This is a genomic window from Bacillus sp. OxB-1, from assembly GCF_000829195.1.
Lineage (GTDB): Bacteria > Bacillota > Bacilli > Bacillales_A > Planococcaceae > Sporosarcina.
The window spans coordinates 3186605-3213600 of sequence record NZ_AP013294.1; the positions used below are offsets into that span (position 1 = coordinate 3186605).

At 47.7% G+C, this 26996-nt stretch carries 29 protein-coding genes, 1 tRNA gene and 1 pseudogene; 3 read left to right on the forward strand and 28 right to left on the reverse strand.

Translation table 11 applies throughout. From position 1 onward, the window contains the following. Positions 1-123 precede the first annotated feature (123 nt). The 5 genes and pseudogenes from OXB_RS19275 to OXB_RS15865 form a co-directional block, all read right to left on the reverse strand. Positions 124-243 carry a 3-hydroxyacyl-CoA dehydrogenase family protein gene (locus OXB_RS19275; protein ID WP_331711222.1) on the reverse strand — a complete coding sequence of 40 codons (120 nt, stop codon included), beginning with the start codon at positions 241-243 and terminating at the stop codon, positions 124-126. Beyond that, positions 206-436 (reverse strand): hypothetical protein, encoded by a 231-nt coding sequence (locus OXB_RS18975; protein ID WP_052484111.1) that lies wholly within the window; start codon positions 434-436, stop codon positions 206-208. Before OXB_RS18975 ends, OXB_RS19275 begins: the two co-directional genes overlap by 38 nt. Continuing rightward, positions 429-1124, reverse strand: a complete 696-nt coding sequence (locus OXB_RS15860; protein WP_442852913.1) for a methyl-accepting chemotaxis protein — start codon at positions 1122-1124, stop codon at positions 429-431. Before OXB_RS15860 ends, OXB_RS18975 begins: the two co-directional genes overlap by 8 nt. Beyond that, positions 1113-1304: pseudogene (locus OXB_RS19495) on the reverse strand (HAMP domain-containing protein); the annotation flags it as partial. The gene OXB_RS15860 and the pseudogene OXB_RS19495, both read right to left, overlap by 12 nt. Before the next feature lie 51 nt (positions 1305-1355). Further along, complete coding sequence (locus tag OXB_RS15865) at positions 1356-2141, reverse strand: cache domain-containing protein (protein WP_041075395.1); 786 nt, start codon at positions 2139-2141, stop codon at positions 1356-1358. Between the two features lie 651 nt (positions 2142-2792). Between OXB_RS15865 and OXB_RS15870 the strand changes: the two genes are divergently transcribed. Continuing rightward, entirely contained in the window at positions 2793-3380 is a 588-nt protein-coding gene (locus tag OXB_RS15870) for an Ltp family lipoprotein (protein ID WP_041075397.1), read from the forward strand. 463 nt (positions 3381-3843) lie between these two features. Here OXB_RS15870 and OXB_RS15875 read toward each other — a convergent pair whose 3' ends face one another. The 11 genes from OXB_RS15875 to OXB_RS15930 form a co-directional block, all read right to left on the reverse strand. After that, positions 3844-4023 carry a hypothetical protein gene (locus tag OXB_RS15875; protein WP_041075399.1) on the reverse strand — a complete coding sequence of 60 codons (180 nt, stop codon included), beginning with the start codon at positions 4021-4023 and terminating at the stop codon, positions 3844-3846. A gap of 167 nt (positions 4024-4190) precedes the next feature. Continuing rightward, positions 4191-4264, reverse strand: a tRNA-Arg gene (locus OXB_RS15880). A gap of 72 nt (positions 4265-4336) precedes the next feature. Then, the gene (locus tag OXB_RS15885; RefSeq protein WP_041075401.1) at positions 4337-4834 is read right to left on the reverse strand and encodes a metallophosphoesterase; all 498 of its coding nucleotides are present in this window, start codon (positions 4832-4834) and stop codon (positions 4337-4339) included. Between the two features lie 12 nt (positions 4835-4846). Then, positions 4847-5446 carry an XTP/dITP diphosphatase gene (locus tag OXB_RS15890; RefSeq protein WP_041075403.1) on the reverse strand — a complete coding sequence of 200 codons (600 nt, stop codon included), beginning with the start codon at positions 5444-5446 and terminating at the stop codon, positions 4847-4849. Continuing rightward, positions 5443-6204, reverse strand: a complete 762-nt coding sequence (rph, locus tag OXB_RS15895) for a ribonuclease PH (RefSeq protein WP_041075405.1) — start codon at positions 6202-6204, stop codon at positions 5443-5445. The genes OXB_RS15890 and rph overlap by 4 nt, the downstream gene beginning before the upstream one ends. A 101-nt stretch (positions 6205-6305) precedes the next feature. After that, positions 6306-7106, reverse strand: a complete 801-nt coding sequence (gene racE, locus OXB_RS15900) for a glutamate racemase (protein ID WP_331711223.1) — start codon at positions 7104-7106, stop codon at positions 6306-6308. 407 nt (positions 7107-7513) lie between these two features. After that, positions 7514-7738, reverse strand: coding sequence for a helix-turn-helix domain-containing protein (locus tag OXB_RS15910; protein ID WP_041075409.1), 225 nt, complete (start codon positions 7736-7738; stop codon positions 7514-7516). Positions 7739-7799: 61 nt separating this feature from the next. After that, a complete protein-coding gene (locus OXB_RS15915) occupies positions 7800-8255 on the reverse strand; it encodes an acyl-CoA thioesterase (RefSeq protein ID WP_041075411.1) in 456 nt (151 codons plus the stop codon). A gap of 288 nt (positions 8256-8543) precedes the next feature. After that, positions 8544-9323: a succinate dehydrogenase iron-sulfur subunit gene (gene sdhB, locus OXB_RS15920; RefSeq protein ID WP_041075413.1), complete on the reverse strand. Its 780-nt coding sequence runs from the start codon at positions 9321-9323 to the stop codon at positions 8544-8546. 5 nt (positions 9324-9328) lie between these two features. Beyond that, positions 9329-11083 (reverse strand): succinate dehydrogenase flavoprotein subunit, encoded by a 1755-nt coding sequence (gene sdhA / locus OXB_RS15925; protein WP_041075415.1) that lies wholly within the window; start codon positions 11081-11083, stop codon positions 9329-9331. Between the two features lie 47 nt (positions 11084-11130). After that, complete coding sequence (locus tag OXB_RS15930) at positions 11131-11739, reverse strand: succinate dehydrogenase cytochrome b558 subunit (RefSeq protein ID WP_041075416.1); 609 nt, start codon at positions 11737-11739, stop codon at positions 11131-11133. Positions 11740-11972: 233 nt separating this feature from the next. Between OXB_RS15930 and OXB_RS15935 the strand changes: the two genes are divergently transcribed. Beyond that, positions 11973-12395: a YslB family protein gene (locus tag OXB_RS15935; protein WP_041075418.1), complete on the forward strand. Its 423-nt coding sequence runs from the start codon at positions 11973-11975 to the stop codon at positions 12393-12395. A 39-nt stretch (positions 12396-12434) separates the two neighbouring features. Here OXB_RS15935 and uvrC read toward each other — a convergent pair whose 3' ends face one another. The 12 genes from uvrC to zapA form a co-directional block, all read right to left on the reverse strand. Beyond that, the gene (gene uvrC, locus OXB_RS15940; RefSeq protein ID WP_041075420.1) at positions 12435-14234 is read right to left on the reverse strand and encodes an excinuclease ABC subunit UvrC; all 1800 of its coding nucleotides are present in this window, start codon (positions 14232-14234) and stop codon (positions 12435-12437) included. Between the two features lie 58 nt (positions 14235-14292). Beyond that, positions 14293-14607 carry a thioredoxin gene (gene trxA / locus OXB_RS15945; RefSeq protein ID WP_041075422.1) on the reverse strand — a complete coding sequence of 105 codons (315 nt, stop codon included), beginning with the start codon at positions 14605-14607 and terminating at the stop codon, positions 14293-14295. Between the two features lie 165 nt (positions 14608-14772). Next, a complete protein-coding gene (locus tag OXB_RS15950; protein WP_041075424.1) occupies positions 14773-15747 on the reverse strand; it encodes an electron transfer flavoprotein subunit alpha/FixB family protein in 975 nt (324 codons plus the stop codon). 43 nt (positions 15748-15790) lie between these two features. After that, entirely contained in the window at positions 15791-16564 is a 774-nt protein-coding gene (locus tag OXB_RS15955) for an electron transfer flavoprotein subunit beta/FixA family protein (RefSeq protein WP_041075426.1), read from the reverse strand. A 26-nt stretch (positions 16565-16590) separates the two neighbouring features. Beyond that, positions 16591-17364 (reverse strand): enoyl-CoA hydratase, encoded by a 774-nt coding sequence (locus tag OXB_RS15960; protein WP_041075428.1) that lies wholly within the window; start codon positions 17362-17364, stop codon positions 16591-16593. 130 nt (positions 17365-17494) lie between these two features. After that, positions 17495-18076, reverse strand: a complete 582-nt coding sequence (locus tag OXB_RS15965; RefSeq protein WP_041075430.1) for a TetR/AcrR family transcriptional regulator — start codon at positions 18074-18076, stop codon at positions 17495-17497. 92 nt (positions 18077-18168) lie between these two features. Further along, a complete protein-coding gene (locus OXB_RS15970) occupies positions 18169-19866 on the reverse strand; it encodes an AMP-binding protein (RefSeq protein ID WP_041075432.1) in 1698 nt (565 codons plus the stop codon). 221 nt (positions 19867-20087) lie between these two features. Further along, on the reverse strand, positions 20088-20501 hold the full coding sequence (locus tag OXB_RS15975) for a DUF350 domain-containing protein (RefSeq protein ID WP_041075434.1): 414 nt from the start codon (positions 20499-20501) through the stop codon (positions 20088-20090). Between the two features lie 75 nt (positions 20502-20576). Then, the gene (locus tag OXB_RS15980; RefSeq protein ID WP_041075436.1) at positions 20577-22934 is read right to left on the reverse strand and encodes an endonuclease MutS2; all 2358 of its coding nucleotides are present in this window, start codon (positions 22932-22934) and stop codon (positions 20577-20579) included. Between the two features lie 16 nt (positions 22935-22950). Next, on the reverse strand, positions 22951-24657 hold the full coding sequence (polX, locus tag OXB_RS15985; protein WP_041075438.1) for a DNA polymerase/3'-5' exonuclease PolX: 1707 nt from the start codon (positions 24655-24657) through the stop codon (positions 22951-22953). Positions 24658-24705: 48 nt separating this feature from the next. Next, positions 24706-25245: a CvpA family protein gene (locus OXB_RS15990; RefSeq protein WP_041075440.1), complete on the reverse strand. Its 540-nt coding sequence runs from the start codon at positions 25243-25245 to the stop codon at positions 24706-24708. A 9-nt stretch (positions 25246-25254) separates the two neighbouring features. Further along, the gene (gene zapA / locus OXB_RS15995) at positions 25255-25515 is read right to left on the reverse strand and encodes a cell division protein ZapA (RefSeq protein WP_041075442.1); all 261 of its coding nucleotides are present in this window, start codon (positions 25513-25515) and stop codon (positions 25255-25257) included. Between the two features lie 542 nt (positions 25516-26057). On the opposite strand from zapA, the gene rnhC reads away from it, so the two are divergent. Continuing rightward, positions 26058-26993 carry a ribonuclease HIII gene (gene rnhC, locus OXB_RS16000; protein WP_041075444.1) on the forward strand — a complete coding sequence of 312 codons (936 nt, stop codon included), beginning with the start codon at positions 26058-26060 and terminating at the stop codon, positions 26991-26993. Positions 26994-26996: the final 3 nt, after the last annotated feature.

Here is a 26996-nt window from a genome sequence, read left to right on the forward strand (position 1 = left end):
TAATAGCGCCCCTGTTGGATCTACGAAATAAACGAATAGAAAAAGCGACCTGCCACTCACTGGGGACAGGCCGCTTTTTCATATTGGGAGGGTTCGACTTTATCGCTGGTTAGAGTACAACTTTTATGAGTACTCATAAAATCCTTTACCCGATTTCTTTCCTAAATGCCCCGCCTCTACCATTCTTTTCAGTAACTCTTTAAAACTAAATCTTAAATTGGGAAATTGCTTCTTCAAGTTCAATTGCCATACTCGATAAATGTTGACTTGCTGCAGCGACTTCTTCAAGCGTCGCAGTCTGTTCTTCCGTTGCCGCCGCTACATTTTCAAATTCCTCTCCGGTTGAACGGACAAGTTCATCTACGCCCTGAATAATTTCGACGATTTGTCCACTATCCAAGGAAAGCTGCTGTATGAATGAAGAGATGTCATGCATCTGCTTGGAGACCTGTGAAACACGGCTGTGTGCACGACTTCCGACCTTTTTTCACTTCACGTGTGCCGCTTTTAATCGAAGTAATCGTAAGCTCTGTATCCGTCTGAATTTCCTTGATCAGATCTCCAATATGACCTGCCGCCTGTTGGGACTGTTCCGCAAGTTTCTTTACCTCACTTGCTACAACTGCAAAACCCTTTCCGTGTTCACCTGCACGCGCTGCTTCAATCGAAGCATTCAAGGGTAACAAATTTGTCTGGTTGGAAATCGCAACAATCGTATCCACAATCTGACCGATTTCGCTGGATCGCTTACCTAGCTTTTCCATCATGTCTTCCGATGTATTGACGGTATCTTCGATGGTTTCCATTTGGGTAATTGCGGAAACAACTGCTTTTTCGCCCTGCTTTGCTTTTTGAACCGCTTCTTCAGAACTTCTTGGCACTGCATCCGAATCAGCAAACAATTTGTTAAGGGTCCCAGACATTCGACCAACTGTTTCGGTGGCCTCTCTTGTACTATCGATCTGCTGCATTGCTCCCTTCGACACCGACTCGGTTGTTTCTGCTACTCGTTGGGCAGCTTGTGCAGTCTGATCGGCACTCGCATTCAACTGTTCGGCCGAAGAAGCCACCTGTGAACCAGTACCTTTTACAATCCGGATAAGCCCATTCAGATCTCTGGACATATGGCCTAATTCATCATTCGAGCGGATATTGAGACGGTGCGTCAAATCTCCCACCGCTATTTGGTTGATCATTCCGGACATCCCAGCAATATTTTTCAACATATATTTTAATAAAAAATTAATGAAAGCCACTAAAATGATCACTGAGATGATGAAATAGAATATCAGTTTTGTTGTCATACTTTTTACTGGCGCAACCACTTCGTCTTGAGTGACCGTCGTCGCTACAGACTAACCAGTAGTCTTAACTGGCTCATAACCAATGTAGTACTGTTGATCGTCAATCTCCACCGTCTTCAGTCCACTCTTTCCAGCGGTCATCTCTCTTGCAACCTCTCCGATATCTCCCGTTTGATTAGTAAGAGGCTCCTGCATTATCAGTTTCTCAACCGGACGATACATCACTTGCCCACTCGACGTTAGTAGCATGCTAAAACCTGTTTGCCCTATTTTCGATTCCTCCATAATGGAAGGCAAGGAATCAAGAAAGAGATCAACTGCTACAATACCTACTGTTTCATTATCCACCTTAACCTGTTTCATCACGCTTAAAATTACTTTTCCAAATACTTGGTCCATATACGGCTCTGTAAAATATACCCCTTCCATTTCCTTCACCGGCTCGTACCAAGGCCTACTGTACAGATCAAAATCAGGAGCGGAAAGAACATCACCCGTCCCCGTCAAAAAGTTTGCCTTCTCGCTCGCCACCCAGATCATCGCCACATCCGGATTCATGCTTTTAATTGCTTCCAGTGATAGATTCATGTCGTTATAATAGGCATTGGCCAATGCCTCTTCACGTGAGAGCGCCGTCTCTAGGTAATGAAGCACAGTTTGGTCAGCTGTAATTTGGTTGACTAGCGCCCCTTTTACCATTAAAAAACTTTCTACATCCTTAACAACAGATTTACTTTTACTGGATAACTCCGTTTCGGTATACCGGGTCATGATTTCTCTTGTATCCAAGCTCACAACAATAGCCGTAATCACCATAACTACAGCAATTGCGGCCAAAAAATCAGTGATACCTTTGTCGAAATACTTTGCCGCTTCATTTAAATACCTCCTGAAAAATATATAACTGACTATACTAGTGATTTAGTGAATATGTACCAACTGATTATACCTCAAATTAGGCCATATATCATGACTACAGAGAAATTTAAACAAAGATGCAACTTTTAAAGCAACATCTACGTATAATTTTCGACAAATCGATGACTCAATTATTAGCAAAGTAGCGGGTACTGTTTCTAATAATTATTTAGAAGTTAGGAGTTAGTGAAAAATCATGAAGGAAGTGATCTAACAGATACTCAAACCTAATACGAAGAGCCTCTACTATCGCTTATTATTACTAATGAAAATTAAGCTACCTCTCTGCATAAACCTAAAGGGTTGAAACAATCTGTGTATTCAAGAAAGGCCGCAACATGTATGCCCATGCACCCTTTTGTGGCATCTTAATCGATCATGAATGGACAGAGTTTGCGGAAGCAATATAAGGAACTGAACCGCGTTAGCTGCCAGTCCCAGTAGACACTTGATTTCCGTATCACCCCATAGCAATTTACAAAAAAGACCGCTAATAATACAAATTGGCAATAGCCATTCCATTCCAAATGTACTATGATTATTCATAATACATAAGGAGGAGATTTTCTCATGAAGAAACCATTTTATAAACGATGGTGGTTTATTGTGATTGTTGCACTTATCATTATCGGAGCACTTGCACCATCAGATGAAGAAAAAGAGGTAAGTGAAGCTGAACCGGAAAAGGTTGAAGTTTCAGCTGATGCAAAACCAGAAACTGAAAAAGAACCAGATGTGACAGATGAAGAAAAGAAAGCGGCCGCTGAACAGAAAGCGAAAGAAGAAGCAGAAGCTAAGGCCAAAGCAGAGGCCGAGAAAAAAACTAAAGAGGAAGCTAAGGCTAAAGAAGATAGCGTTCCTAGGGAACATAAATCGGCTTTAAAGAAAGCGGAATCGTACGCAAAAACCATGCACATGTCAAAAGCAGGCATCTATGACCAATTAACTTCTGAATACGGAGAGAACTTCCCTGCCGAAGCAGCTCAATATGCTATTGATAACATTGTATTTGATTGGAAAGATAACGCATTAAAAAAAGCACAATCATATGCAGAAACTATGAATATGTCAGATGCGGCTATTTATGATCAATTGATTTCGGAATACGGAGAACAATTCACTGCTGAAGAAGCGCAATACGCGATTGATAATTTATAATAAGAGAGCACCTCTTCCACTTGGATAGGGTGCTCCCTGTCATTTATTCGCTCGAATTAGTGCAACGATTGCCAGTGCTGCAATATCACCATCCGCCACCTTGCCCTCTTCTAAATCATTATATTCACTTTCCCGAATAACCCGCTTACATGGCAGCTTTCACTGCAATTTCACGTTGCACCTTACTGTTGGCATTGAATGTCAATATTAGAACCAATAAACCCACCTTCAGTGAAGACGGCTGGCATGTTGGTTTCCCAAAGGGCATGCAGATTCATTTTTCATACCACAATCCCTCTGTCCCATCACTTTAAGATTCATGGGTGGATGACTTGCGCGCACCCTCAACTGATTTATGGTTGACTTTTGGTTAATCCATGGCAAACGTCTTTCGACTCCCGATCTCCATCCGGCAATCGTTTTCCGGCCATATTAAAACCATGGACGGCATCCAGTACAATTTTCACCACGGCAGCACCCTCTTATCGTATTTCCTCACCTGCATTTGGTTGATAATAATACCTAAAGCTTCCGAAAAGTGCTTGAAGCGAGCAGTAGTTGCCTTCTCCCTTTTAATAGAAGTGGCAAGCACTTTGGTTGTTAGTGTGAAATCCACATCAAATAATCCCGTCTTTTTCGTCATAATAAAAAATCCCCCATTCAGTTGAATTGGAAGATAATTTCGGTACGCTATTCACGTAATTTCTAGGGTAATAAAAAAGGGATTCTGCACCAGTGACCGAAGCCCTGACCGAATCCCTAGTTGCTCACAAATCCAATTGTATCAACGGTTTGTGACTGATTTAATTACGTCCCAGGCAGGATTCGAACCTGCGACCGACGCCTTAGAAGGGCGTTGCTCTATCCAGCTGAGCTACTGAGACACGCGTAAACAATCCAATGATTGCTAACGACAAACTTTATTATAAAGAGATTCCGCACAAAAGTCAACGCTATTATAGTAAATTTTTCATTTCTACAGAATCGACTAATTCGCCCTTTATATTGCAGAACGAAACGCGCACAGTTTCATCCCATTCGATCACTGCGTATGTAGCTTCCCTGCCGCCCCGTGGTCGGCGCGTGCTGCCCGGATTCAGAAACAGGATGCTGTCTTTCATTTCGGCCCCGTACAAATGGGAATGGCCGAATAGGACGATGTCAGCGCCCTGCTCTTTTGCGGTGTAATAAAGCATCATCAACGACCGCTTGACGTCATGTTCATGACCATGGACGGCGAGCACCTTCTTGTTGCCCACCTCCACAAGGACGGACGAAGGAAAGCGGCTATCCAAATCGCAATTGCCGCGTACTGTATGGATGTTTTCCAAAAGCGGATCATCAAAAGACAGTTCGCTGTCTCCACAATGGAAGGTCGCGTCACCGGAAAGAGAGGAAACGGCTTTCACCGTTTCCTGATCTCCGTGTGAATCACTCATCACAATGATCTTCATTTTCCATCACCCTCAACATACAATGATATCCGAAAGCTTTATTTCCATTTTTCTCAATGCCGCTCCCCGATGGGAGATTGCATTTTTTTCATCCGGGGTCAATTCTGCCATCGTTTTTCCTTTGTCGGGCACATAGAAAATCGGATCATAGCCAAATCCGTTCTCGCCCTTTCGTTCCGTCTGGATGACACCTTCGCAACTGCCCGAAAACGTCTCTGTTTCCCGACCCGGACCGGCGACCGCCAACACACAGCGGAAACGTGCCGTTCTTTCTTCTGCGGGCACCTCTGCCAGTTCGTTAAGTACTTTATCGATATTCGCTTCATCACTTTTTTCGAGTCCCGCGTAACGGGCAGAATAGACGCCAGGGCGGCCACCCAATGCGTCAATCTCCAAGCCGCTGTCATCCGCAATGACCGTCTTCCCTAACAACTGAGAAACCGTTTCCGCTTTCAAAATAGCATTCTCTTCGAACGTAACGCCCGTCTCCTCCACATCGATCGCCTGATCCACGTCCTGTAAAGTCAACACCCGAATTCCTTGTGGCGCGAACAACGCTTCAAAGTCTTTCGCTTTCCCTCTATTGGAAGTGGCAATCACAATCTCCTTCATGAGGCGTCCTCTTCCTCTCGGTTCCCGATCCGTTCCGCAATCGGGCCAAGCGCTTCTTTTTGCGATTCAATCAACCGGCGAATCCCCAACTCGGCAAGTTCGACGAGACCATTCATTTCCACTCGTGTAAAGGTTGACTCTTCACCGGTTCCTTGAAGTTCCACAAATTCTCCTGCACCCGTCATGACGACGTTCATATCGACAGCCGCTTCCGAATCCTCGATATAATCAAGATCTAAGATCAATACATCCTCCACCGTCTTTCCGACGCTAGTCGCAGCAAGATAGTCCAGAACAGGATACTTCGCCAACCCTTTCATTTCTTGCAGTTTAGCCGCCGCCAAGGCCATTGCGACGAAAGCTCCTGTAATCGAGGCAGTCCGAGTCCCTCCGTCTGCCTGGATGACGTCGCAGTCAATCCAGATCGTCCGCTCGCCCAACGCTTCCATATCGACTACCGCACGCATCGCCCGTCCGATCAGCCGTTGGATTTCCATCGTCCGGCCGCCCACTTTCCCGCGTGTCGATTCACGCTGTGTCCGTTGTCCGGTTGCACGGGGCAACATGGAATACTCTGCGGTCACCCATCCTTTTCCGCCGCCGCGTAAAAAAGGCGGAACCCTCTCTTCAATCGTCGCTGTACAAATGACTTTCGTTTTTCCGACAGAAATCAGGACAGACCCCTCCGGATGAATCAAATAATTCGTCTCTATCGTCACAGGCCGATTCATGTCAGCCGATCTACCATCATGCCTCATTTTGACAACCTCCACCATTCTGTTTGCGACTCCATCTTATCATATCCTATTTTGCCAGCGCAAAAACCCGGAACCCCTCCAAACGGGAATTCCGGGCCTTCTTATAATACAATATGCCTTACATCCGGTCCATCAATGGATAACCAATCTTCCACGATCGAACGGAAGGCGTCCACCCCGCCTGTCGAATAAAAAACCGGTTCTGCGGGTTGATCCGACTGGCGTGCCAGCTGCTTCTCCTGCAATATCGCTTCCACGTCCCGTACCGTCTCGACCGCCGATGATATGATTTGCACTCCGGCAGGTAAATGCTTTGCAATATGCTCCTGCAACAAAGGATAATGCGTACATCCCAGGATGGCTGCATCAAATGGAACATCCGCCAAAGGAAGAAGCGTCCGTTCGACGACTTCATTTGCATATTCTGTATGGTATTGCCCGCTTTCCACTATAGGGACGAATTCGGGGCAGGCCAATGAATGGACGACGGAATTCGTCGAAAACTCGCGGATTGCGTCTTCATATGCACCGCTGTTTATCGTTCCGTCAGTCCCCAAAACAGCAATATTCCCTAAACGGGAACCTTGGACAGCAGCACGCGCACCTGGCACAATGACGCCGACAACCGGAAATGGAAATTGCGCCCGGATATCATTCAAAGCCACCGCCGTTGCTGTATTGCAGGCGATAATCAACATCTTGATTCCCATGTCCGAAAGTTTGGACACCATCTCTGTTGTAAATTCTTTCACTTCTTCTGCGGGGCGCGGTCCATATGGGCAACGCGCGTTATCCCCTATATAAATGATCGGTTCCTGAGGCAATCGTCGCAACATTTCTTTGACGACCGTCAACCCACCAGCCCCCGAATCAATAATTCCGATTGGCGAATCCACTTCCACACCTCGATCCTTTTCTTCTCATAATGCAGTTTCGTCAGCGAGTGTGAGAGGTCTATCCCTTGTTGTTCAGTAAAATCCGCCAATCATCTTATCGAAGTGGGCGCGTTGGCTCTGACAAGTAAACGAGCTCCCTGAAAACGAAACCTGTTTACTTATTGTCACCCTTTTTTGCACAGTTGGCAATACCTTAAACTTGTTCTCAAAGTGCTCTCACCACCAAGTAGATCCTTAGACGTACGAATCCTGTCAGTGCCTACGATGCAATCGGGCGTGTCATCCTGATTCAGCCGGGTGATGTCAAGGTTCCTTGAAAACACCGCACACCGGATGTAAATCCTTAAAAAGTGGAGGAAAGTCCGCTGCTTCTTATCAAGCAGCGGACCTTCCATCCACGGGAGCCCTCCATATTAATGTAACCGCAGTTCTCCTAACCTTAATAATTCGACGATCGCCTGAGCTCTGCCGGAAACCCCCAGCTTTTGAATCGTATTCGAGATGTGGTTCCGAACCGTCTTTTCGCTGATTCCGAGCCGTCCCGCGATATCTTTTGTCGTATGATCGTCAACGAGCAGATGAAAAATTTCACGTTCTCTTGCCGTCAGCAAGGAACGGTTTTTTGATTCCTCTGTCAAGACGCGCCCCTCCTATCCGCTTTCACCTTAAAATATGTGAAAGGGTCACAGGCTGTGCCGGCTACTTGACTTTTTCCTTGACAAAAAGCGACTTTTCTTGGTCCGTCCATGGAATTCCTTTTCCTGTTACTTTGGAAATTTGGACTAGGGTCCCCCTTCCGGTGAAAACAACCTCCCCTTTTTCATTTTTCGCCATGTAGTGGATGTCAACTGAGCTATTCCCGACTTCAGCAGCTTTTACATAAATGGAAAGGTTTTCATCGAAGAAGACTTGCTTAATGAAATCACATTGCAAATCCGCTACGACTGGAATTGATTTCCCTTCTGGATCCAACCAGTCACTCATCAAGCCGATGCTTTTACAATATTCAATCCTTGCCTCTTCAAAATAAGTAAAAGGCACCGTATTGTTCAAATGCCCATACATATCCGTCTCCGAAAATCGGACAGAGATCGGAATGGAAAACTCAAAGTCCGCTGCCCATTCCCCCATATCCTTAATATATGCCATTTTCATTGCAAACTCCCCCTTCAAAAATGAATGAATGTTCATTCTTTTATTCTAGCAAACTTAGTTATGGAAATGAAGGAATACGAGCAAATTAAATAGAGTTGAGAGGAAAACTGTCCCGGCTCTCCACCTAACTGTAAGGGTCCGGCCGAACTGTCATGGCAATCCGGATACTCCAAGGGCAACCTCCCCTACGGTCATGGCCCGCCCCATAACTGCTACAACCAGCTTCTCCCCTTCTTACAAAATCAAGAAACCTGCCAAGCGGGAAGCCGGGCAGGTTGGAGACTGCAATTAGTCTACCATATGGTCGCTTCCGAAGAAGTTCTTGAACATTTGAACAGTTGTCGCACGGTTCATAGCTGCAATCGATGTTGTCAACGGAATGCCTTTCGGGCAAGCGACGACACAGTTTTGAGCATTACCGCACTCAGTGATTCCACCGTCTCCCATGATCGCTGCCAGACGCTCATCCCGGTTCATGGAACCAGTCGGATGCGAGTTGAACAACCGCACTTGGGAAAGTAGGGCAGGGCCGATAAAGTTTGTTTTATCGTTGACGTTCGGGCAAGCTTCCAAGCAGACACCACATGTCATACATTTAGAAAGTTCGTATGCCCATTGACGCTTCCGTTCCGGCATACGCGGACCTTCTCCAAGGTCATACGTTCCGTCAATCGGAATCCATGCTTTGATCTTTTTCAAGGAATCGAACATGAACTCACGGTCAACGACGAGGTCACGGACAACCGGGAAAGTTTTCATCGGTTCCAATTTGATCGGCTGCGTCAATTGGTCGACCAAAGCGGTACAAGACTGGCGTGGACGGCCGTTGATGACCATGGAGCACGCTCCACATACTTCTTCCAGGCAGTTCATGTCCCAGTTGACCGGTGCCGTCTGTTTCCCGTCTGCATTCACCGGGTTCCGGCGAATTTCCATCAACGCGGAAATGACGTTCATATTCGGTCTATATTCAACATCGAACTTCTCCCAATACGGGGCCGAAGTCGCTGTATCTTGACGAAGAATCTCAAAGCGGACGGTTTTTACAGCTGTTGTATTTTCGCTCACTTACGTCAATCTCCTTTCTTCGCTGAGTAATCGCGTTTACGAGGCGGAATCAAGGAAACGTCAACATCTTCATAATGGAAGATCGGTGCTGAATTCCCATCAAATTTAGCCATCGTTGTTTTCAAGAAGTTTTCATCGTCACGGTTCGGGAAGTCCGGTTTGTAATGGGCTCCGCGGCTTTCGTTCCGATTTAGCGCTCCAAGTGTGATTACTCTAGCTAAGTATAACATGTTTTTCAATTGACGAGTGAATGTCGCGCCTTGGTTCGACCATTTCTGCGTATCGTTGATATTGATGTTTTCATAGCGTTCCAGCAATTCTTGGATTTTGTTATCCGTCTCTTGCAGCTTATCGTTGTAACGAACAACCGTTACGTTATCCGTCATCCATTCACCAAGCTCTTTATGAAGGACATACGCGTTTTCTGTCCCATTCATTGCAAGAGTTGCATCCCATTTCGCCTGCTCTTCTTTTACAGCACTCTCGAAGATGGAGGATGGAAGCTCTTCCGCTGTGCGTTTCAAGCCTTTCATGTATTTAACAGCATTTGGTCCAGCGACCATACCGCCGTAAATTGCAGAAAGAAGTGAGTTCGCACCAAGTCGGTTCGCACCGTGCTGTGAATAATCACACTCACCAGCAGCGAACAAGCCTTTGATGTTCGTCATTTGGTCGTAGTCGACCCACAGTCCGCCCATCGAATAGTGGACAGCCGGGAAGATTTTCATCGGGACTTTACGAGGATCGTCGCCTGTGAATTTCTCATAGATTTCGATAATCCCACCCAGTTTGATGTCCAATTCATGCGGGTCTTTGTGGGAAAGGTCCAAATACACCATGTTTTCGCCGTTGATGCCTAGTTTTTGATTGACGCAGACATCAAAAATCTCACGTGTAGCGATATCACGTGGTACGAGGTTACCGTAATCCGGATATTTCTCTTCAAGGAAATACCATGGTTTACCGTCTTTATATGTCCAAACGCGACCGCCTTCACCCCGTGCGGATTCACTCATCAGACGAAGTTTATCGTCTCCTGGGATTGCCGTTGGGTGGATTTGGATGAATTCGCCGTTTGCATAGTAAGCGCCTTGTTGGTAAACGATTGATGCTGCGGATCCTGTATTGATGACCGAGTTTGTCGATTTACCGAAGATGATACCAGGGCCTCCAGTTGCCATGATGACTGCGTCCGCTTTGAACGCCTGGATTTCCATCGTTTTCATATTTTGCGCTTTGATTCCACGACAAACCCCTTCCTCGTCCATGATGATGCCGAGGAATTCCCAATGTTCGTATTTCTGTACAAGCCCTGCCACCTCGTGGCTCCGGACCTGTTCATCCAAAGCATACAATAATTGCTGCCCAGTTGTCGCTCCTGCGAATGCAGTACGGTGATGCAATGTTCCACCAAAACGACGGAAATCGAGCAGCCCTTCCGGTGTACGGTTGAACATGACGCCCATCCGGTCCAATAAGTGGATGATACCGGGTGCCGCTTCAGCCATCGCTTGCACTGGCGGCTGGTTCGCAAGGAAGTCTCCTCCATATACAGTGTCATCGAAGTGGATTGCAGGCGAGTCGCCTTCCCCTTTTGTATTTACTGCACCGTTGATGCCGCCTTGGGCACATACGGAGTGGGAACGTTTAACCGGGACAAGAGAGAACAGGTCGACCGATGTTCCTTCTTCTGCCGCTTTGATAGTTGCCATCAAACCGGCAAGGCCTCCACCGACGACAATCAATCTGCCTTTTGCCATTTTTTTGTTTCACTCCTCAAGTTTCAATCAGTTTCTTAAATAGTAGATCATACAAACGCTAAAATTGCTTGAATACCAATTACAGAAAGAATTAGGAATATTCCCATTGAGATATACGTGACAATCGTTTGTGAACGAGGTGATTGAGTGAATCCCCATTTCACAAGGAATGACCAGATTCCGTTAGCCAAGTGGAATGTCGCCGATAGGACACCCAAGATGTAGAATACCAACATGAACGGGCTCGATAGAATATCAGCCATCATGTCATAGTTGACTTCCGCACCCAATGCCTTCTGGATTCTTGTTTGGTAGATGTGCCATGCGATGAAGATCACAAGGATCACACCTGTGACACGTTGCAACAAGAACATCCAGTTACGGAACGTACCATAGCGCTGTACATTGTTTTTCGCCGTGAAAGCTATGTAGATACCAAAGAACGCATGGAACATAAGCGGGATGTAAATGACGAACCATTCCAGAAACAGAACGAATGGCAAGTTCCCCATGAAATTTGATGCGTTGTTGAATGCGTCTGCACCGCGGGTTGCAAAATGGTTGACAACCAAGTGTTGAGTCACGAATAGACCAACCGGAATGATTCCGAGCAAGGAATGAAGTCGGCGCAAGTAAAAATCTGATTCTCTCGACAAGTTTTTTACCCTCCCTTATTTCTGAGTCAGCCTTTCCACGTCCGTCACCTTTTAGACAAGATGCGACATTGACGGCATGGCTCTTCATGGTACAATATTAGAACATGTCCATTGTACTCCTCCGATTTCAAGAGGTCAAGATGGTCTGGAGTTTTTGATTTGGCTGCCGCTTTCACTTTTCCTATGACAGTCGATAAATTTTAAAAAATTGTCGGAAAGGGTTGTACATTCGATTGGAAACAAATACATACGATTCGCCGACCCGATTCGGCTATGATCTGCTAAGGGACCATGTGTTGCCGAGCATTTTGGGCAAGCATGAAAACGATATCCTTTATTGGGCCGGTAAAGAGGTGGCCCGGAAATTCCCCGTTTTCGGCATCGAGGAATTGCCGATATTTTTCAAAGAAGCGGGTTGGGGACCTCTGAACCTTGTGAAGACATCAGAAGACGAAGCCCTCTACGTTTTGACACGAAGCGCGGGAGATGGCCCCGGCATACATAATCGCTCATGCTCCTTGGAAGCTGGTTTTCTAGCAGAACAGTACCAGAAATTAAATGGCTTCCTAACCGAATGCTATGGAGAGGTCGATGAAAAAGACGGCCAAGCCAGCTTCACGGTGAAATGGGATCCGAAAACGAAAATTGATATGTAGAGAAGGATGCTGCCTAATGCCGCATCCTTTTTCATTTCCTCAATCCTCATTCTCCGCATCTTCCTTCCCTTCCCGGAAGTACGATTCCACGGTTTCGGCCACTTTGGAAGGCATACCCGCTTCTCTGAGTTCTTCAATTGTGGCTTCTTTGATTTTCTTCACAGAACCGAAATGCTTCAATAATAATTTCTTCCGTTTTGGCCCTACGCCCGGCAAACCATCTAACGCCGAAACTAAGGAATTCGCCCCACGCCGTTGACGATGGAAGGTGATGGCAAACCGGTGCACTTCATCTTGGATTCTCTGCAACAGATAGAATGCTTCACTTGTCCGTTTCAATGGAACCAATTCGACAGGTTGACCGTACAGCAATTGGGAAGTCTGGTGCTTTTCATTTTTTGAAAGTCCTGCGATTGGAATCGAAAGACCCAATTCATCCTCGAGCACTTCCCGGGCCGCTTCCATATGGCCTTTCCCGCCATCGATGATAATCAGGTCCGGCAACGGTAAATCGTCGCGCAAAACCCGGATATACCGCCGTCTCACCACTTCGCGCATCGCTCCGTAATCATCGTGGGCAGCAGCTGTTTTCGTCTTGTATTTCCGGTAATCTTTGCGATTCGGCTTGCCATCCAAGAACGAAACCATGGCCGACACGGGATCCGCTCCGTATGTGTGGGAATTGTCGAACGCTTCAATCCGCAGAGGTATCGAGATATTCATCGCCTTGCCCAATTCCTCGCAAGCACCGATCGTCCGCTGTTCCTCCCGCTCGATCAAGTGGAATTTCTCCTTCAAGGCGATCTGCGCATTTTTATTGGCGAGATTGACGAGATCCTTCTTTTTTCCGCGCTGTGGTGTGTAGACGTGCACGTCCAGGAGTTCCTGGACCAATTCACTGTCCATGCCATGCGGCAATAAAATCTCTTTCGGCTTCAAATAATCCGATTTCCCGTAAAACTGTCCGATGAAGGTCAGCAGCTCTTCATCCGGATCTTGATAAAGCGGAAATAGGGACACGTCCCGTTCAATCAATTTACCTTGCCGGACAAAGAAGACTTGTACACACATCCATCCACGTTTGACGGCATACCCGAAAATATCGCGGTCCGTGAAATCATTCATTGTAATCGTCTGTTTTTCCATGACGGCTTCGATGTTCGCGATTTGATCGCGGTATTCCTTCGCCCTTTCAAACTCCAGATCATTGGCGGCGGCCGTCATCTTTTCCGTCAATTCCTTTTTCATATCTTTGTAACCGCCGTTGAGAAATCGTGTAATGTCATCCACCATTTTTTTATACGTTTCTTCCGCCACCTCATTGACGCATGGAGCCAAACATTGGCCCAGGTGGTAATAGAGACAGACGCGATCAGGCAGCGTATGACATTTTCGATAAGGGTAAAAACGGTCGAGTAATTTTTTCGTTTCATTGGCGGCGTGAGCGTTCGGATACGGTCCGAAGTATTTGCCTTTGTCTTTTTTCACTTGCCGGGTGATGATCAATTTCGGATGGCGTTCCGCGGTGAGCTTCAAGTATGGATACGATTTGTCATCTTTCAGCATGATGTTGTATTTCGGATCATACTGTTTGATCAAATTCAATTCCAAGACGAGCGCCTCGATATTGGAAGAGGTGACGATGTATTCGAAGTCCTCGATTTCGCTGACAAGGCGTTGCGTTTTCGCATCGTGACTGCCTGTGAAGTAGCTGCGGACCCGATTTTTCAGCACTTTGGCTTTACCGACGTAAATAATCGTCCCTTGCCGGTCTTTCATCAAATAACATCCCGGAAGATCGGGTAAGATCGCTAATTTATGTTCAAGTAACTCATTCATTTCTTTCACCTACCAAAAAAACCGGGCCTTTCGGAAGGACCCGGTTATGGAATGACAATTATGCGTGTTTTTCAATCAATTGGGCAAGCGATTCTTTCGGCTGGAACCCGACAACTTTATCGACAACTTCTCCGTCTTTGAAAAGCAGGAGAGTCGGGATGGACATGATGCCGTACTTACTTGCCGTCCCTTGGTTGTTGTCGACATCGACTTTCACGATATTGGCTTTGCCTTCGATATCTCCGCTTAGATCTTCCAATACGGGAGCGATCATTTTACAAGGTCCGCACCAAGGTGCCCAAAAGTCAACAAGGACAAGACCTTCTTTAATATTTTCATCAAAGTTCTGATCGGTTGCATTAATGATAGCCATTTAAAATTTCCTCCTTTATAAGAACAACTATGATGTATTATAGCACGGCCCTATAGGGTGGGCTAACGATATGCCCACAAGTCCGTATCCCTTGTTCCATTTTAGGAAAACGATGAACACCCCGCCGCTCATGGAAATGAACGACGGGGCGTCTGATTATACCTATTAGCCTACTTTCACTTTTTGAATCTCTTCAATCATCATTGGAATGACTTCGAACAGGTCGCCGACAATTCCATAGTCCGCCACTTTGAAAATGTTCGCTTCTGGATCTTTGTTGATGGCCACGATGATTTTGGAGTTCGACATCCCTGCCATATGTTGGATGGCCCCTGAAATTCCTGCCGCTATGTACAGATCAGGTGTAACCACTTTCCCCGTTTGGCCGATTTGCAAGGAGTAATCGCAATAGTCCGCGTCACACGCACCTCGGGATGCGCCTACCGCACCGCCTAGCAGATTCGCCAGCTGTTGCAGCGGCTCGAAGCCTTCCGCGCTTTTTACGCCGCGCCCCCCCGCTACGACCACTTTTGCTTCCGAAAGATCCACGCCTTCCGTCGCCTTGCGGACGACTTCCGAGATAACCGAGCGAAGGTTCGCGATATCGACGGAAACGGAAGATACATCGCCCGTACGGCTTGCATCATGGTCAAGCGGCGCAATGTTGTTCGGACGGATCGTCACGAAGAGAAGACCTTCCTTGTTTTTCACTTTTTCAAACGCTTTACCGGAATAGATCGGGCGGATGAATGCAGCAGCGTCGCCTTCCCCTTCGATTGACGTCACGTCGGAGATCAGGCCGGATTCCAATTTACTCGCGATTTTTGGAGATAGGTCTTTCCCGAGCGCCGTATGTCCGAAGACGATCGCTTCCGGTTTCTCCTGTTCGTAGACTGCCAGGAACGCTTGTCCATAACCGTCCGATGTATATTGTTTCAGATGCGGATGCTCCACTGTGACGACACGGTCCGCCCCGTAATGGATCATTTCCTCCGCCAACGATTGGACGGAATCGCCAAATAGCACACCGACGACTTCCCCTCCGCCGGAAATTGTCTTCGCGGCTGCAATCGCCTCGAATGATACGTTACGCAAAGCACCTTCTCTAGCTTCTCCCAGTACTACCACTTTTTTAGACATATTGAGTCCCTCCTAATAGATACGATTCCATTCACCTGTTGAGTCAGATCACTTTCGCTTCTGTGCGGAGCAAGTTGACAAGCTCCTTCACCTGATCGGCTACATCGCCTTCCAATACACGGCCCGCAGCCTTTTGCGGCGGCAGGAAGATTTCGACGGTTTCCGTTTTCGGCTCCACGTCATCCTCGTCGATATCGAGATCGTCGAGCTCCAATTCATCCAGCGGCTTCTTCTTCGCCTTCATGATGCCTGGCAAGGATGGGTAACGCGGCTCGTTCAAACCTTGTTGTGCCGTCACAAGCAATGGTAGGGACGTCTCGATTGTTTCCGAGTCCCCTTCGACGTCACGCACGATTTTGACGGATGTACCATCGACGCTCAATTCCGTGATCGTCGTCACGTAATTGATGCCGAGAAGTTCCGCGACACGCGGGCCGACTTGGCCGGAGCCGCCGTCGATTGCGACGTTTCCTGCGAGGATGATGTCGGCATCCTTGTCTTTCAAGTATTCCGCCAGGATTTTAGCGACCGTATACTCGTCCATTTCATCCAGATCGTCTTCTGTATTGATGAGGACCGCTTTGTCTGCGCCCATCGCAAGCGCTGTACGAAGTTGCTTTTCCGCTTCTTCGTCGCCGATCGTGATGACTGTCACTTCCCCTTCGTGGGCGTCCCGAAGCTGGATCGCTTCCTCAATGGCATATTCGTCGTACGGGTTGATGATGAATTCTGCCCCGTCTTCCGCGATTTTACCGTTTGTAACCGTTATCTTTTCCTCCGTATCAAATGTCCGTTTCACTAGTACATAAATGTTCATAGTTGCAGACCTCCTTGGATTTCTATTTATTTTCCAACAAAAACTGGTTGGCGTTTTTCAAGGAATGCTGAGATTCCCTCTTTTGCATCTTCGGATACGAAAACTTCGCCGAAGGAAGCGGCTTCCGCTTTTATGCCCTCGTCGTAGCTTGCATGCTTCGTATATTGAAGCATTTCGATGGCAGCTTTGACCGCTACCGGGCTTTTGTTCACCATTTTTTTAGCTAATTCAATTGTTTTAGGAAGCAATTCCTCTTCCGGGAAAGCATGGTTGGCGAGTCCGAGTCGAACAGCTTCCGTGCCAATGATCGGTTCGCTCGTCAACAGCATCTCCGCGGCTTTTGCCATACCGACATAGCGAGGCAGGCGCTGCGAACCCGCAAACCCCGGTATCAACCCCAATTGCAATTCGGGTAGGCCCAGTTTCGCTTTTTCGGAAACGGTCCGCATATGGCATCCCATCGCCAACTCCAGACCTCCGCCGAGTGCGGCGCCGTGGATTGCGGCTATCACCGGCTTTTTGAATCGTTCCAGCCGCTCAAACACCTGTTGTCCGCTAGCCGCCAACCTGGAGAATTCCTCTCCGGACGTGACCTCTGTGAACTCCTTAATATCTGCCCCCGCAGAGAAGAATCTGCCTTCCCCATGCATTACGATTACCCGGATCGAGTCATCGCCTTCCACCAGGTCCAGCAATGAATCTACTTCTAGTATAAGTGCACGGGAAAGTGCGTTTGCAGGCGGTCTGTTGATCGTAACGACTGCAACACCTTCTTCTTTTTTCACAGTAAGAAATTCCATTTTACCCATCCCCCTTCACTATTTCTTCATCCGACCTGCCAGGGACAAGCACACACCCCAACCTGAGCAGTTCAAGACATAATCCCTTTCGCCATAACTCCCCTTATTTCCTTCTTGAAAAAAGATTTCTTTACCTACTCAACCCATGCATGATTAATTTATGTACTTTTGGTGACAATTCCATCAAATCATATTTCTGATCATTGATGACCCAAGTCGTCAACGTTTCATCCATTGTCCCAAACACCATCTGCCGGGCGAGCCTTATATCGAGGTCGGCATCCAACTCACCATTTTCAATCCCTTTTTTCAAGATCTGATCAAGCAATGCCAAATACTCCCTTAACACGTTATTGATGCGCGTGCGCAATTCTTTGTTCGATTGTCGAAGTTCCAGCTGGGTGACGATTGCCAAATGCCGGTCTTCATGGAGAATCCGGAAATGGTTTTCGATCAACGCATATAACAATTCCGATACGGTATGATTCCGTTTCAGGATTTCTTCCAGTTCGTTGATGAAGATCGCCATCTTTTCACGGAATACATTGATAAGGATATCTTCCTTGTTTTTGAAATAAAGATAGATGGTTCCGTCCGCCACACCGGCCTCTTTTGCAATTTTCGAAACCTGCGCCTGGTGGTATCCGTTTTCTGCAATGACGATGACTGCAGCGTCCACTATTTGTTTATATTTAGGCTTGTCCCTTTTCAAGTTCATTCACCACCATAAAAAAAGAAAATATGAATGATTGTTCATTCATATTTTCATATTAAACGTTATAGCCGAACAAGTCAAGCGGAATGTTATGAAGGGAGCGTTTCTGTTTGGGCTTTCTTTTTCTCTTCATCCACAAGAACTCTTCGCAAGATTTTCCCGACTGCCGTCTTTGGCAATTCATCACGGAATTCATAAATCCTTGGAACTTTAAAGGCTGCAAGGTTTGCTCGGCAATAGTCATCCAATTCTTTTTCCGTCACCGAACTTCCTTCTTTCAACACGATGTATGCTTTGACAGTTTCTCCGCGGTATGGATCGGGCACGCCCGCAATGACACATTCTTGGACATCTTGGTGTTCATAAAGCACTTCTTCGATTTCTCGTGGATAAATATTAAAACCGCTGGCAATGATCATATCCTTTTTCCGATCGACTACGTAGAAATTGCCTTCGTCATCCATGTAACCGAGATCACCTGTCAACAACCAGCCATCCCGGAAAGTTTGCTCCGTATCTTCCGGTCTATTCCAGTATCCCTTCATCACTTGAGGGCCCTTGATGGCAATCTCGCCGATTTCTCCATTTGGCAATGGTTCCGTAGACTCAGGCCCTAAGATGATCGCATCCGTGTCTGGCCAGGGGACGCCGATCGACCCTTTCACCCGATTCTTCGCCCAGACGAAATTGGCATGGGTGACCGGGGACGTTTCCGTCAATCCATATCCTTCAACGAGCTTTCCGCCTGTAATCCGTTCAAACTTCTCCTGAACCTCTATTGGCAATGCGGCCGATCCGCTAATACAAGCTCTGATGGAGGAAAGATCATATTTTGCGATATCGGGATGATTCAGCAAGCCGATGTAAATCGTCGGTGCTCCTGGAAAGAGAGTCGGTTTCTGCTTATCAATCGCCTTCAATGCCGATTCAAAATCAAATTTAGGGATCAGGACCATTTTATTGCTGAGCATCACGGTTAAGACCAATACGGTCGTCATGCCGTACACATGAAAGAACGGAATGATTCCCATCACCACTTCTTTTCCTTCCTCGCAATCATAGAGCCATTCATCACACATCCTCACGTTCGACGTCAGGTTGGCGTGGGTAAGCATGACTCCTTTCGGTGGGCCTGTCGTTCCACCGGTGTACTGCAGCAAGGCGACATCTTCATCATAGTCAAAAGGGTAGCTTATTTTTTCGGGTTGGGCCGATTTCATGATTTCTGTGAATAGATGGTTCATTCCCCGATGTTCCACCTTCACTTGGACGCCATGCTCCTTTTTCTGGATGAATGGGTAGATTAAATTTTTCGGGAATGGCAAATAGTCTTTTATCCCGGTGATGACGACATGCTCCAATTGGGTATTTTTCCGGATTTTCGAGATGCGAGGAAAAAGGATGTCCAGTGATATGATCGCTTTAGCACCCGAGTCCTTCATCTGATACTCCAGCTCCCGTTCCGTGTAAAGCGGATTGGTCTGCACGACAATCCCACCGGCGTATAAAATGCCGAAATAAGCGATGGCACTCTGAGGGCAATTCGGCAGCATAATCGCCACCCGATCCCCCTTCTCGACTCCGAGCGTTTTTAAATAATTGGCGAATTTCAAGGAAGATTCGTAAAATTCCTTGTACGTAATTTCCTTCCCCAGAAAATGAATTGCAACTTTATCAGGATACTTTGTTCCGGCACGAGTCAGATAATCTTGGATGGGAACCCTTTCGTACTCCAACGTCTTTGAGATTTCGGGCGGATATAAATCCAGCCAAGGTTTTGCAGACATTTGAACTCCCCTTTCTCTCCTCTATTCTATTCTCTAGTCACTCCTGATTATTATTATAGTAGAAAATGTTTCCGCTTTCAATAAAGAATATTCGAACGATTTGAAAAACACCTTGATGATCATATCAAGGTGTTTGGGTAACTAGCCAATAAACTCCAACGAGCACGAAAAGGATACAAACGACAATTAAAATTTTCGATAACTTTTCCATATGACAGCTCCTACGATATACTCGCCCCGATGACGAACGACAACCCGACAGAGATAGTCAAAGAGATGAAGCCGACTGATCGGTTGTCTGCTTCGATTTCCTTGTCGATATTGAATTTCGGTGTGAGGAACTCGAAAAGGATATAAGCGAAGACCAGCAAGATAAAACCGAAAAGTCCCCACCCGATCATCTGGGGCAATGTATTATGCTGTTCAATCGAATACCTGAATATATTGGCCACGCCGAATATCTTGCCGCCTGTCGCCAATGCGACCGCAACATTCCCTTTCCGGATTTCCTCCCAATTTTTATACTTCGTTACAAGTTCAAATAACACCATGGAAACGATCAAGCACAAGACGACGACACTGAAGTATCCTGCCGTTTCCACTAACGGGTGACCCCAAAACCCTTCTTTCCCCATAATTTATGGCTCCTTTACAACGGTCATGGTTCCCTATACGGTTGAGACGGGAAAAGGTTTCATCGGGGGTTGTTTTCATTTTAATTCCACGACTGTGACACCATGACCGCCTTCCCCCGCTTCGCCGAAACGGTAACTTTTCACACGTGGATGCTTTTTCAGGAATTGCTGGACACCTTGCATCAAGGCGCCTGTCCCTTTTCCATGGATGATAGAGACTTGGTGATAGTTGGATAAAAGGGCATCGTCCAAATACTTCTCCGTCCGCATGATAGCATCTTCGTACCGTTCTCCCCGCAGGTCGAGTTCCAATTTGACATAGGAATCCCGACCTCTGACGGAAGCGGAGACCGCCGGCTGCTTCTCTTTCTCCGGTTTGACATATTCCAAGCCGGACTGATCGAGTTTCATCTTCAAGATTCCGATTTGGACGACCCACTCGGTGTCGGACACTTTCTCAAGGAGCGTCCCTTTCTGCCCGTAACTGAGGACTTTCACTTCATCCCCCGGTTGTAATGGACGTGGGGCGGCTTTCGCTTTGACCGCCTTCTTCTTGCGGTCTGCTGGAGCTGCCTCTTCCAATCGCTTGCGCGCATCGATCAGCTCATGTTCTTTGACGCTCGCTCCGGCATTGAGCCGGAGTGCGCGCAAGTCGGAGATGACCGCTTCGGACTCCTGTCTAGCGTCCTCCACGATTTTTTTCGCTTTCTCTTTCGCATTTTCCACTAAGCGTTCTTTCATCTCGTCGAACTCAGCCAATTTTTGTTCCAGTTCCTGTTTCAACCGTTCCGTTTCAATTAAAATCTCATGTGTCTCCTCGGCATCCTTCTCCGATTGAACACGGCTTGATTCCAACGATGCGATCATCGATTCGACCTCACCACGATCAGTGCCTGTGAAAGTCTTCGCCCGGTCGATGATCCTCTCTTGCAAGCCAAGCCGTTTCGAGATTTCGAAAGCGTTGCTCCGCCCCGGGACACCTATCAGCAAGCGATAAGTCGGACTAAGCGTATCAATATCAAACTCAACACTGGCATTCGTCACACCCGGCCGGTTATAGCTGTATGCTTTTAATTCAGGGTAATGGGTGGTCGCCATCACTCTCGCGCCGCGGCCATGGACTTCATCCAAAATGGAAATGGCCAGCGCCGCCCCTTCTTGAGGATCTGTCCCCGATCCAAGCTCGTCAAAGAGGATGAGCGAGCGATCATCGAACTTTTTCAAGATGGAAACGATGTTCACCATATGGGAAGAGAACGTACTTAGGCTTTGCTCGATCGACTGCTCGTCCCCGATATCGGCGTACACCGAATCGAAGACGGCAACTTCCGAACCGTCGAGCGCGGGAATCGGCAATCCCGCTTGCGCCATCAATGTGCACAAGCCGACTGTCTTCAACGTGACCGTCTTCCCGCCCGTATTCGGCCCCGTGATGACGATTGTCGTAATCTCTTTGCCGAACTCAATCGTATTGGCGACCGCTTTTTCGATCGGCAGGAGCGGATGTCTTGCTTTCGTCAAACGGATATAGCCTTCATTGTTCACTTCCGGCTTCGTGCATTTATGCTCTTTTCCGTACTTTGCTTTTGCAAGAATCACATCGATTTCCGACAAAAATCCAACGAGGACAAAGAGGTCATGGGCGACTTCCTGCACTTTGGCGGAAAGCTCCAAGAGGATTTTTTCAATCTCCTCCTGCTCCTGCATTTTCAGACGCCGGATCTCGTTATTCGCCTGAACGACCGCATCCGGTTCGATGAACAACGTCTGCCCCGATGACGACATATCGTGGACGACTCCTCCGAAATGTGACCGATACTCGGCCTTCACCGGGATGACATACCGATCATTCCGGATCGTCACAATCGAATCGGACAACATCTTGGCAGCATTCCGCCCCCGTGTATAACTTTCCAACCGATCACGGACCCGCCCTTCCTGGATCCGAAGTCCTTGACGAATCGAGCGGAGCTGGCTAGAAGCACTATCCAGGACATGACCGTTATCATCGATCGCCGCATTGATTTCATGTTCCAAGCCGGTCAAAATCGGAAACGCCTCTTTTTTGGCAATGAAATGCGGGATATTGATATCTTCATCCGTCTCGACCGACTCGATGAATTGCCGCAAAATCCGGCTTGCCCGGATCGTATTGGCAATTTCCATCAGTTCGTGGCTGCTCAGCATTCCGTCCAATTGCGCTCGTTTGGCATGCGGCCGGACATCGTGGATTCCTCCCATCGGCACATTGCCGCGGACTCGAAGGATGGCGAGGGCTTCATCCGTTTCTTCGAGGAGGCGGACCACCTCTTCATAAACAGTGACGGGAACCAATTGCTCCATCAGGGACCGCCCCGCGGAAGACGTACAATATGCAGACACGATTTCTTTGATTTTATCAAATTCAAGTGTTTTTAAGACACGGCTTTCCAATGTCTTACACTTCCTTTCATTTCCGCACGATATCGCGGATGAATTTCTCCAACGGCCATGTGTTGATGACCGTCTCTTTTTTCAACCATGCTTTTTGGCCATATTTCACACCGACTTCCATGAACCGTAATTGGTCGATGGCATGCGCATCCGTATTGATGGCAATCGGCACGCCAAGGTCTTGGGCCATGACTAAATGGTCTGTCGCCAGATCCAGCCGGTAAGGGTTGGCATTCAGTTCCAGGACCTTCCCGTATTCCTTCGCCCATTCGATCAATTGGGGCACATCCGGGTCATAGCCATCCCGTTTGCCGATAATGCGGCCCGTCGGATGCGCAATCATATCGACATGAGGGTTGCGGATGGCAGAATGTAGACGTTCCATGATCTGCTCCTGCGGTTGATTGAAATTCGAATGGATGGAAGCGATGACGAAATCGAGCTCTTTCAGCAAGTCATCGTCAAAATCGAGGGTTGCATCCGGCAGGATATCCATTTCCGTCCCGCAAAAGATTTCGATGTCTTCGTATTCGTCATTGAGCGACCGCATCTCCGCGATCTGCTCCCGGAGCCGGTCCGGTGTCAGGCCATTCGCCACTTTCAAATATTGTGAATGGTCGGTGATGACCATGTGACTGTAGCCCTTCGCCCGGCACGCCTCGACCATTTCGCGGATCGAATATCCTCCATCGGACCATGTCGTATGCATATGGAGGTCGGAACGGATATCTTCCAGGCGAATCAACCCTTCCAATTCCTCAACCCGTTCTATTTCTTTCCCGTCTTTCCGCACCGTTGGAGGAATGAAAGGCAAGCCGAAATACGCAAAGAACTGCTCCTCCGTTTCGAACGTCTTCACAGAGCCTTCCTCATCTTCCACGCCATATTCGCTGATTTTCAAGCCTTGCGCTTTTGCCAGTTGACGCATTTTCACGTTATGATCTTTGGAACCGGTGAAATGATGGACTGCTGAAGCGAATTGCTCCGACGTCACGAACCGGAAGTCGGCATCGATGGCATCTTCCAGCTCCAGCGTCACCGACAGCTTGGAATCCCCCGCGGCAATCACGGACTCGACCGGCAATGATGCGAGCAGCTTTTCTCGAACGGCAGTCGGTTCCGTCGTCACGATGATGAAGTCGACATCGCTGCTAGTCTCTTCCGTCCGTCGGTAACTGCCTGCGACGGAGAACCGGGAAATTTCGTCCACGTTTTGCAGAATATCTTCCAAGTAGGAAACAACTGTTTCCATTTGCCAAATCGGGAAGGCTCCTTTCCGGGTACCCAGCAGCTCGATTTCCGCCAGGATGTTCTCTTCGGTCTTCTTGCCGAACCCCGGAACCTTGCTCACTTCATTGGCCAGGCAAGCTTCCCGCAGCGTTTCCACCGAATCGATTCCGATCGCTTCGCGTAATTTCGCAATCCGTTTACCACCCAATCCCGGGATTTTCAATAAAGGAATCAACCCGCGCGGAACGGTCTCTTCCAACTCCAGCAGCAAGTCGGACTCCCCTTTTTCCATCAAGTCCGTAATGACCGCTCCCGTTCCTTTCCCGATCCCTTTCAATTTAAGTATATCGTCCATTTCGGATAGGCTGCGCGGGTCCAATTCCAACACATTGGCCGCTTTCCGGAAGGCCGCCACTTTAAAATGATTTTCCCCCAACAGCTCCATATATAAAGCGATTTTTTCAAATGTCCGGATGATTGTTTTTTTATTCAATCCAAGTCCTCCCTTTAAAAAAGCTTCCCTCCAAGAAGGGGGAAGCCGTTATTTCATATAAATGTACCACCATTTTTTTACTGTCTCCGATAATAGCGGCGTATGCTCGAACATGGCATCGGCTAAGAGGGATTTGCCTACGAAGCTCTGGATCAAATCAATCGGCAGCAGCACTAGGACATACAACACTAGGAAAATGAGGATGTAGAACTCGACAAAGCCAAGTGCCGCCCCGCCTAGCCGGGAAGCAAACCCAAGCACCGGCAAATATTTCAAAAAGTCCAACATCGAGGCAAGCAGCTGCAAGATGAATTTCACGGCAAGAAAGATGATGACAAAAGCAAGCAATCTGTAAAAAGTTTGATCGAGATCCAATTGCTCTACCGTCAATGATAGTTTCGACCCCGCGGTCACCCCTGGATAGGGAACCCACAAGACGAACTTATCCGCCAGCTGTTTATAGTACTTGTAAGCGACGACGAGAGCGATGATGAAGCCCGTCATATGTATAACCTGTACGATCAGTCCCCTGCGGAACCCGGTGATCAGACCTCCTAACAGGAGGAATATGATGAGTAAATCTAACATGTCCGTCCGTCAACCCTTCAACTTATTCAATTCTTCTTCAACTTGTTCCAATCGTTCTTTCAGTTTCAGATAGTCATGTACGGTGTTTACGGCGGTCAGCACAGCAATTTTGGCACTGTCGAGATAGGGATTGCGTTCACTGACCTCTCGCATTTTGTCATCGACGAGCGAGGCGACCAACCGCATATGGCTGCTTGTTTCAGTCCCGACGATCTTGTATGTCTGCCCGTATATTTCAACCGCAATGCGCGTCTTTTTATCGTCTGCCAACGACCTGACCTCCCCCGAAAAACTCTGTCATCCATCATACCATGAAAGTGATTCAGTTGTGAATTAAGTGCTGTTGTTTCAAGGGGGATAAATCTTTTAAATTGACCATTTTGCCGTTTGATTGGACATTTGGGCTGGTTTGTTTGGCATCTCGGCGGGATTGTTGGACATCTTGGCGGATTTGTTGGACAGTTGCTGTTGTTTGTTGGAAGTCGCTTGGTTGGTTGCACATCCCAGGCGGTTCGTTGGACATCTGGGTACAATGGTTGGACAACTCGGCCGATTGGTTGGACAGCTCCCGTCATTCGTTGGAAATCGCTTGGTTGATTGCACATCCCGGGCGGTTCGTTGGACATCTGGGTGCGATGGTTGGACAATTCAGCGGGATTGTTGGACACCCACCCAAATCCCTCCATCCAATCTGTCGAAATCAATTGTCTCCCCCTCTAGAAACTGTTAGAGTCATTCAAGGATAAAGGAGTTTTCATGATAAAAAACGAAACTAAAGTAAAAGCAATTCAAGAATCGAGGGGATGAAGCGGATGAGCAATTCGGTAATTGTACTGGATGAGAATGGTTTAAAACGGTTGGCAGATCATTATGCAGCCAAGAAAGTCATGCGCAACGCGCCGGGGGTAGTATTTGCGGCAAAATTGCCAGATGCTGCAATTACGGCGTATAAATCGGGAAAGGTGCTGTTTCAAGGCGCAGGTGCAGAGCGCGAGGCGGCTTTGTGGGGTACAGCAGATGTGAACGTGGCGGGCGGGAAGCCGAAAACGAAAGGTGATGCGCTCCCCGAACGATTGGCGTCGGCTTCTGTCCTCGGGTCCGATGAAACCGGAACGGGTGACTTCTTCGGACCTGTCACGGTGGCTGCTTGTTTCGTCCGAGCCGACCAGATCGAACTGGTGCGTGAATTGGGAGTCAAAGATTCCAAGCAATTGAACGACGACTGGATGCGGAAAATCGCACCGGACCTTCAGGTAACCTTGACCCACAGTGTCTTGACGCTGCCGAACGACAAGTACAATGACGTGCAAGCCCGTGGCTGGTCGCAAGGAAAGATCAAAGCGCTACTTCATAATCAAGCGCTCAAGCATGTTCTGCGGAAAATGGATGGCGAACGACCGGACTATATTTTGATCGACCAGTTTGCGGAACGGGGAATTTATTATAATCATCTCAAAGCAGAAAATGAAATTGTACGGGAGAACGTCCTGTTTTCCACGAAAGCGGAGAACCTCCATGTTGCGGTAGCCGCTGCCTCGATCATCGCAAGGGTCGCTTTTTTGGAAGAGATGGACCGTTTGAGCGCGCAGGCTGGCATGACGTTGCCGAAAGGGGCGGGCCCGAAAGTGGATCAAGTCGCCGCGACGATTCTCTGGAAGCACGGCGAGGAAAAGCTGAAATCGATGACTAAATGGCATTTCGCCAATGCACAAAAAGCAAAAGCAATTGTCAGCAAGAAAAAAATGTAACTT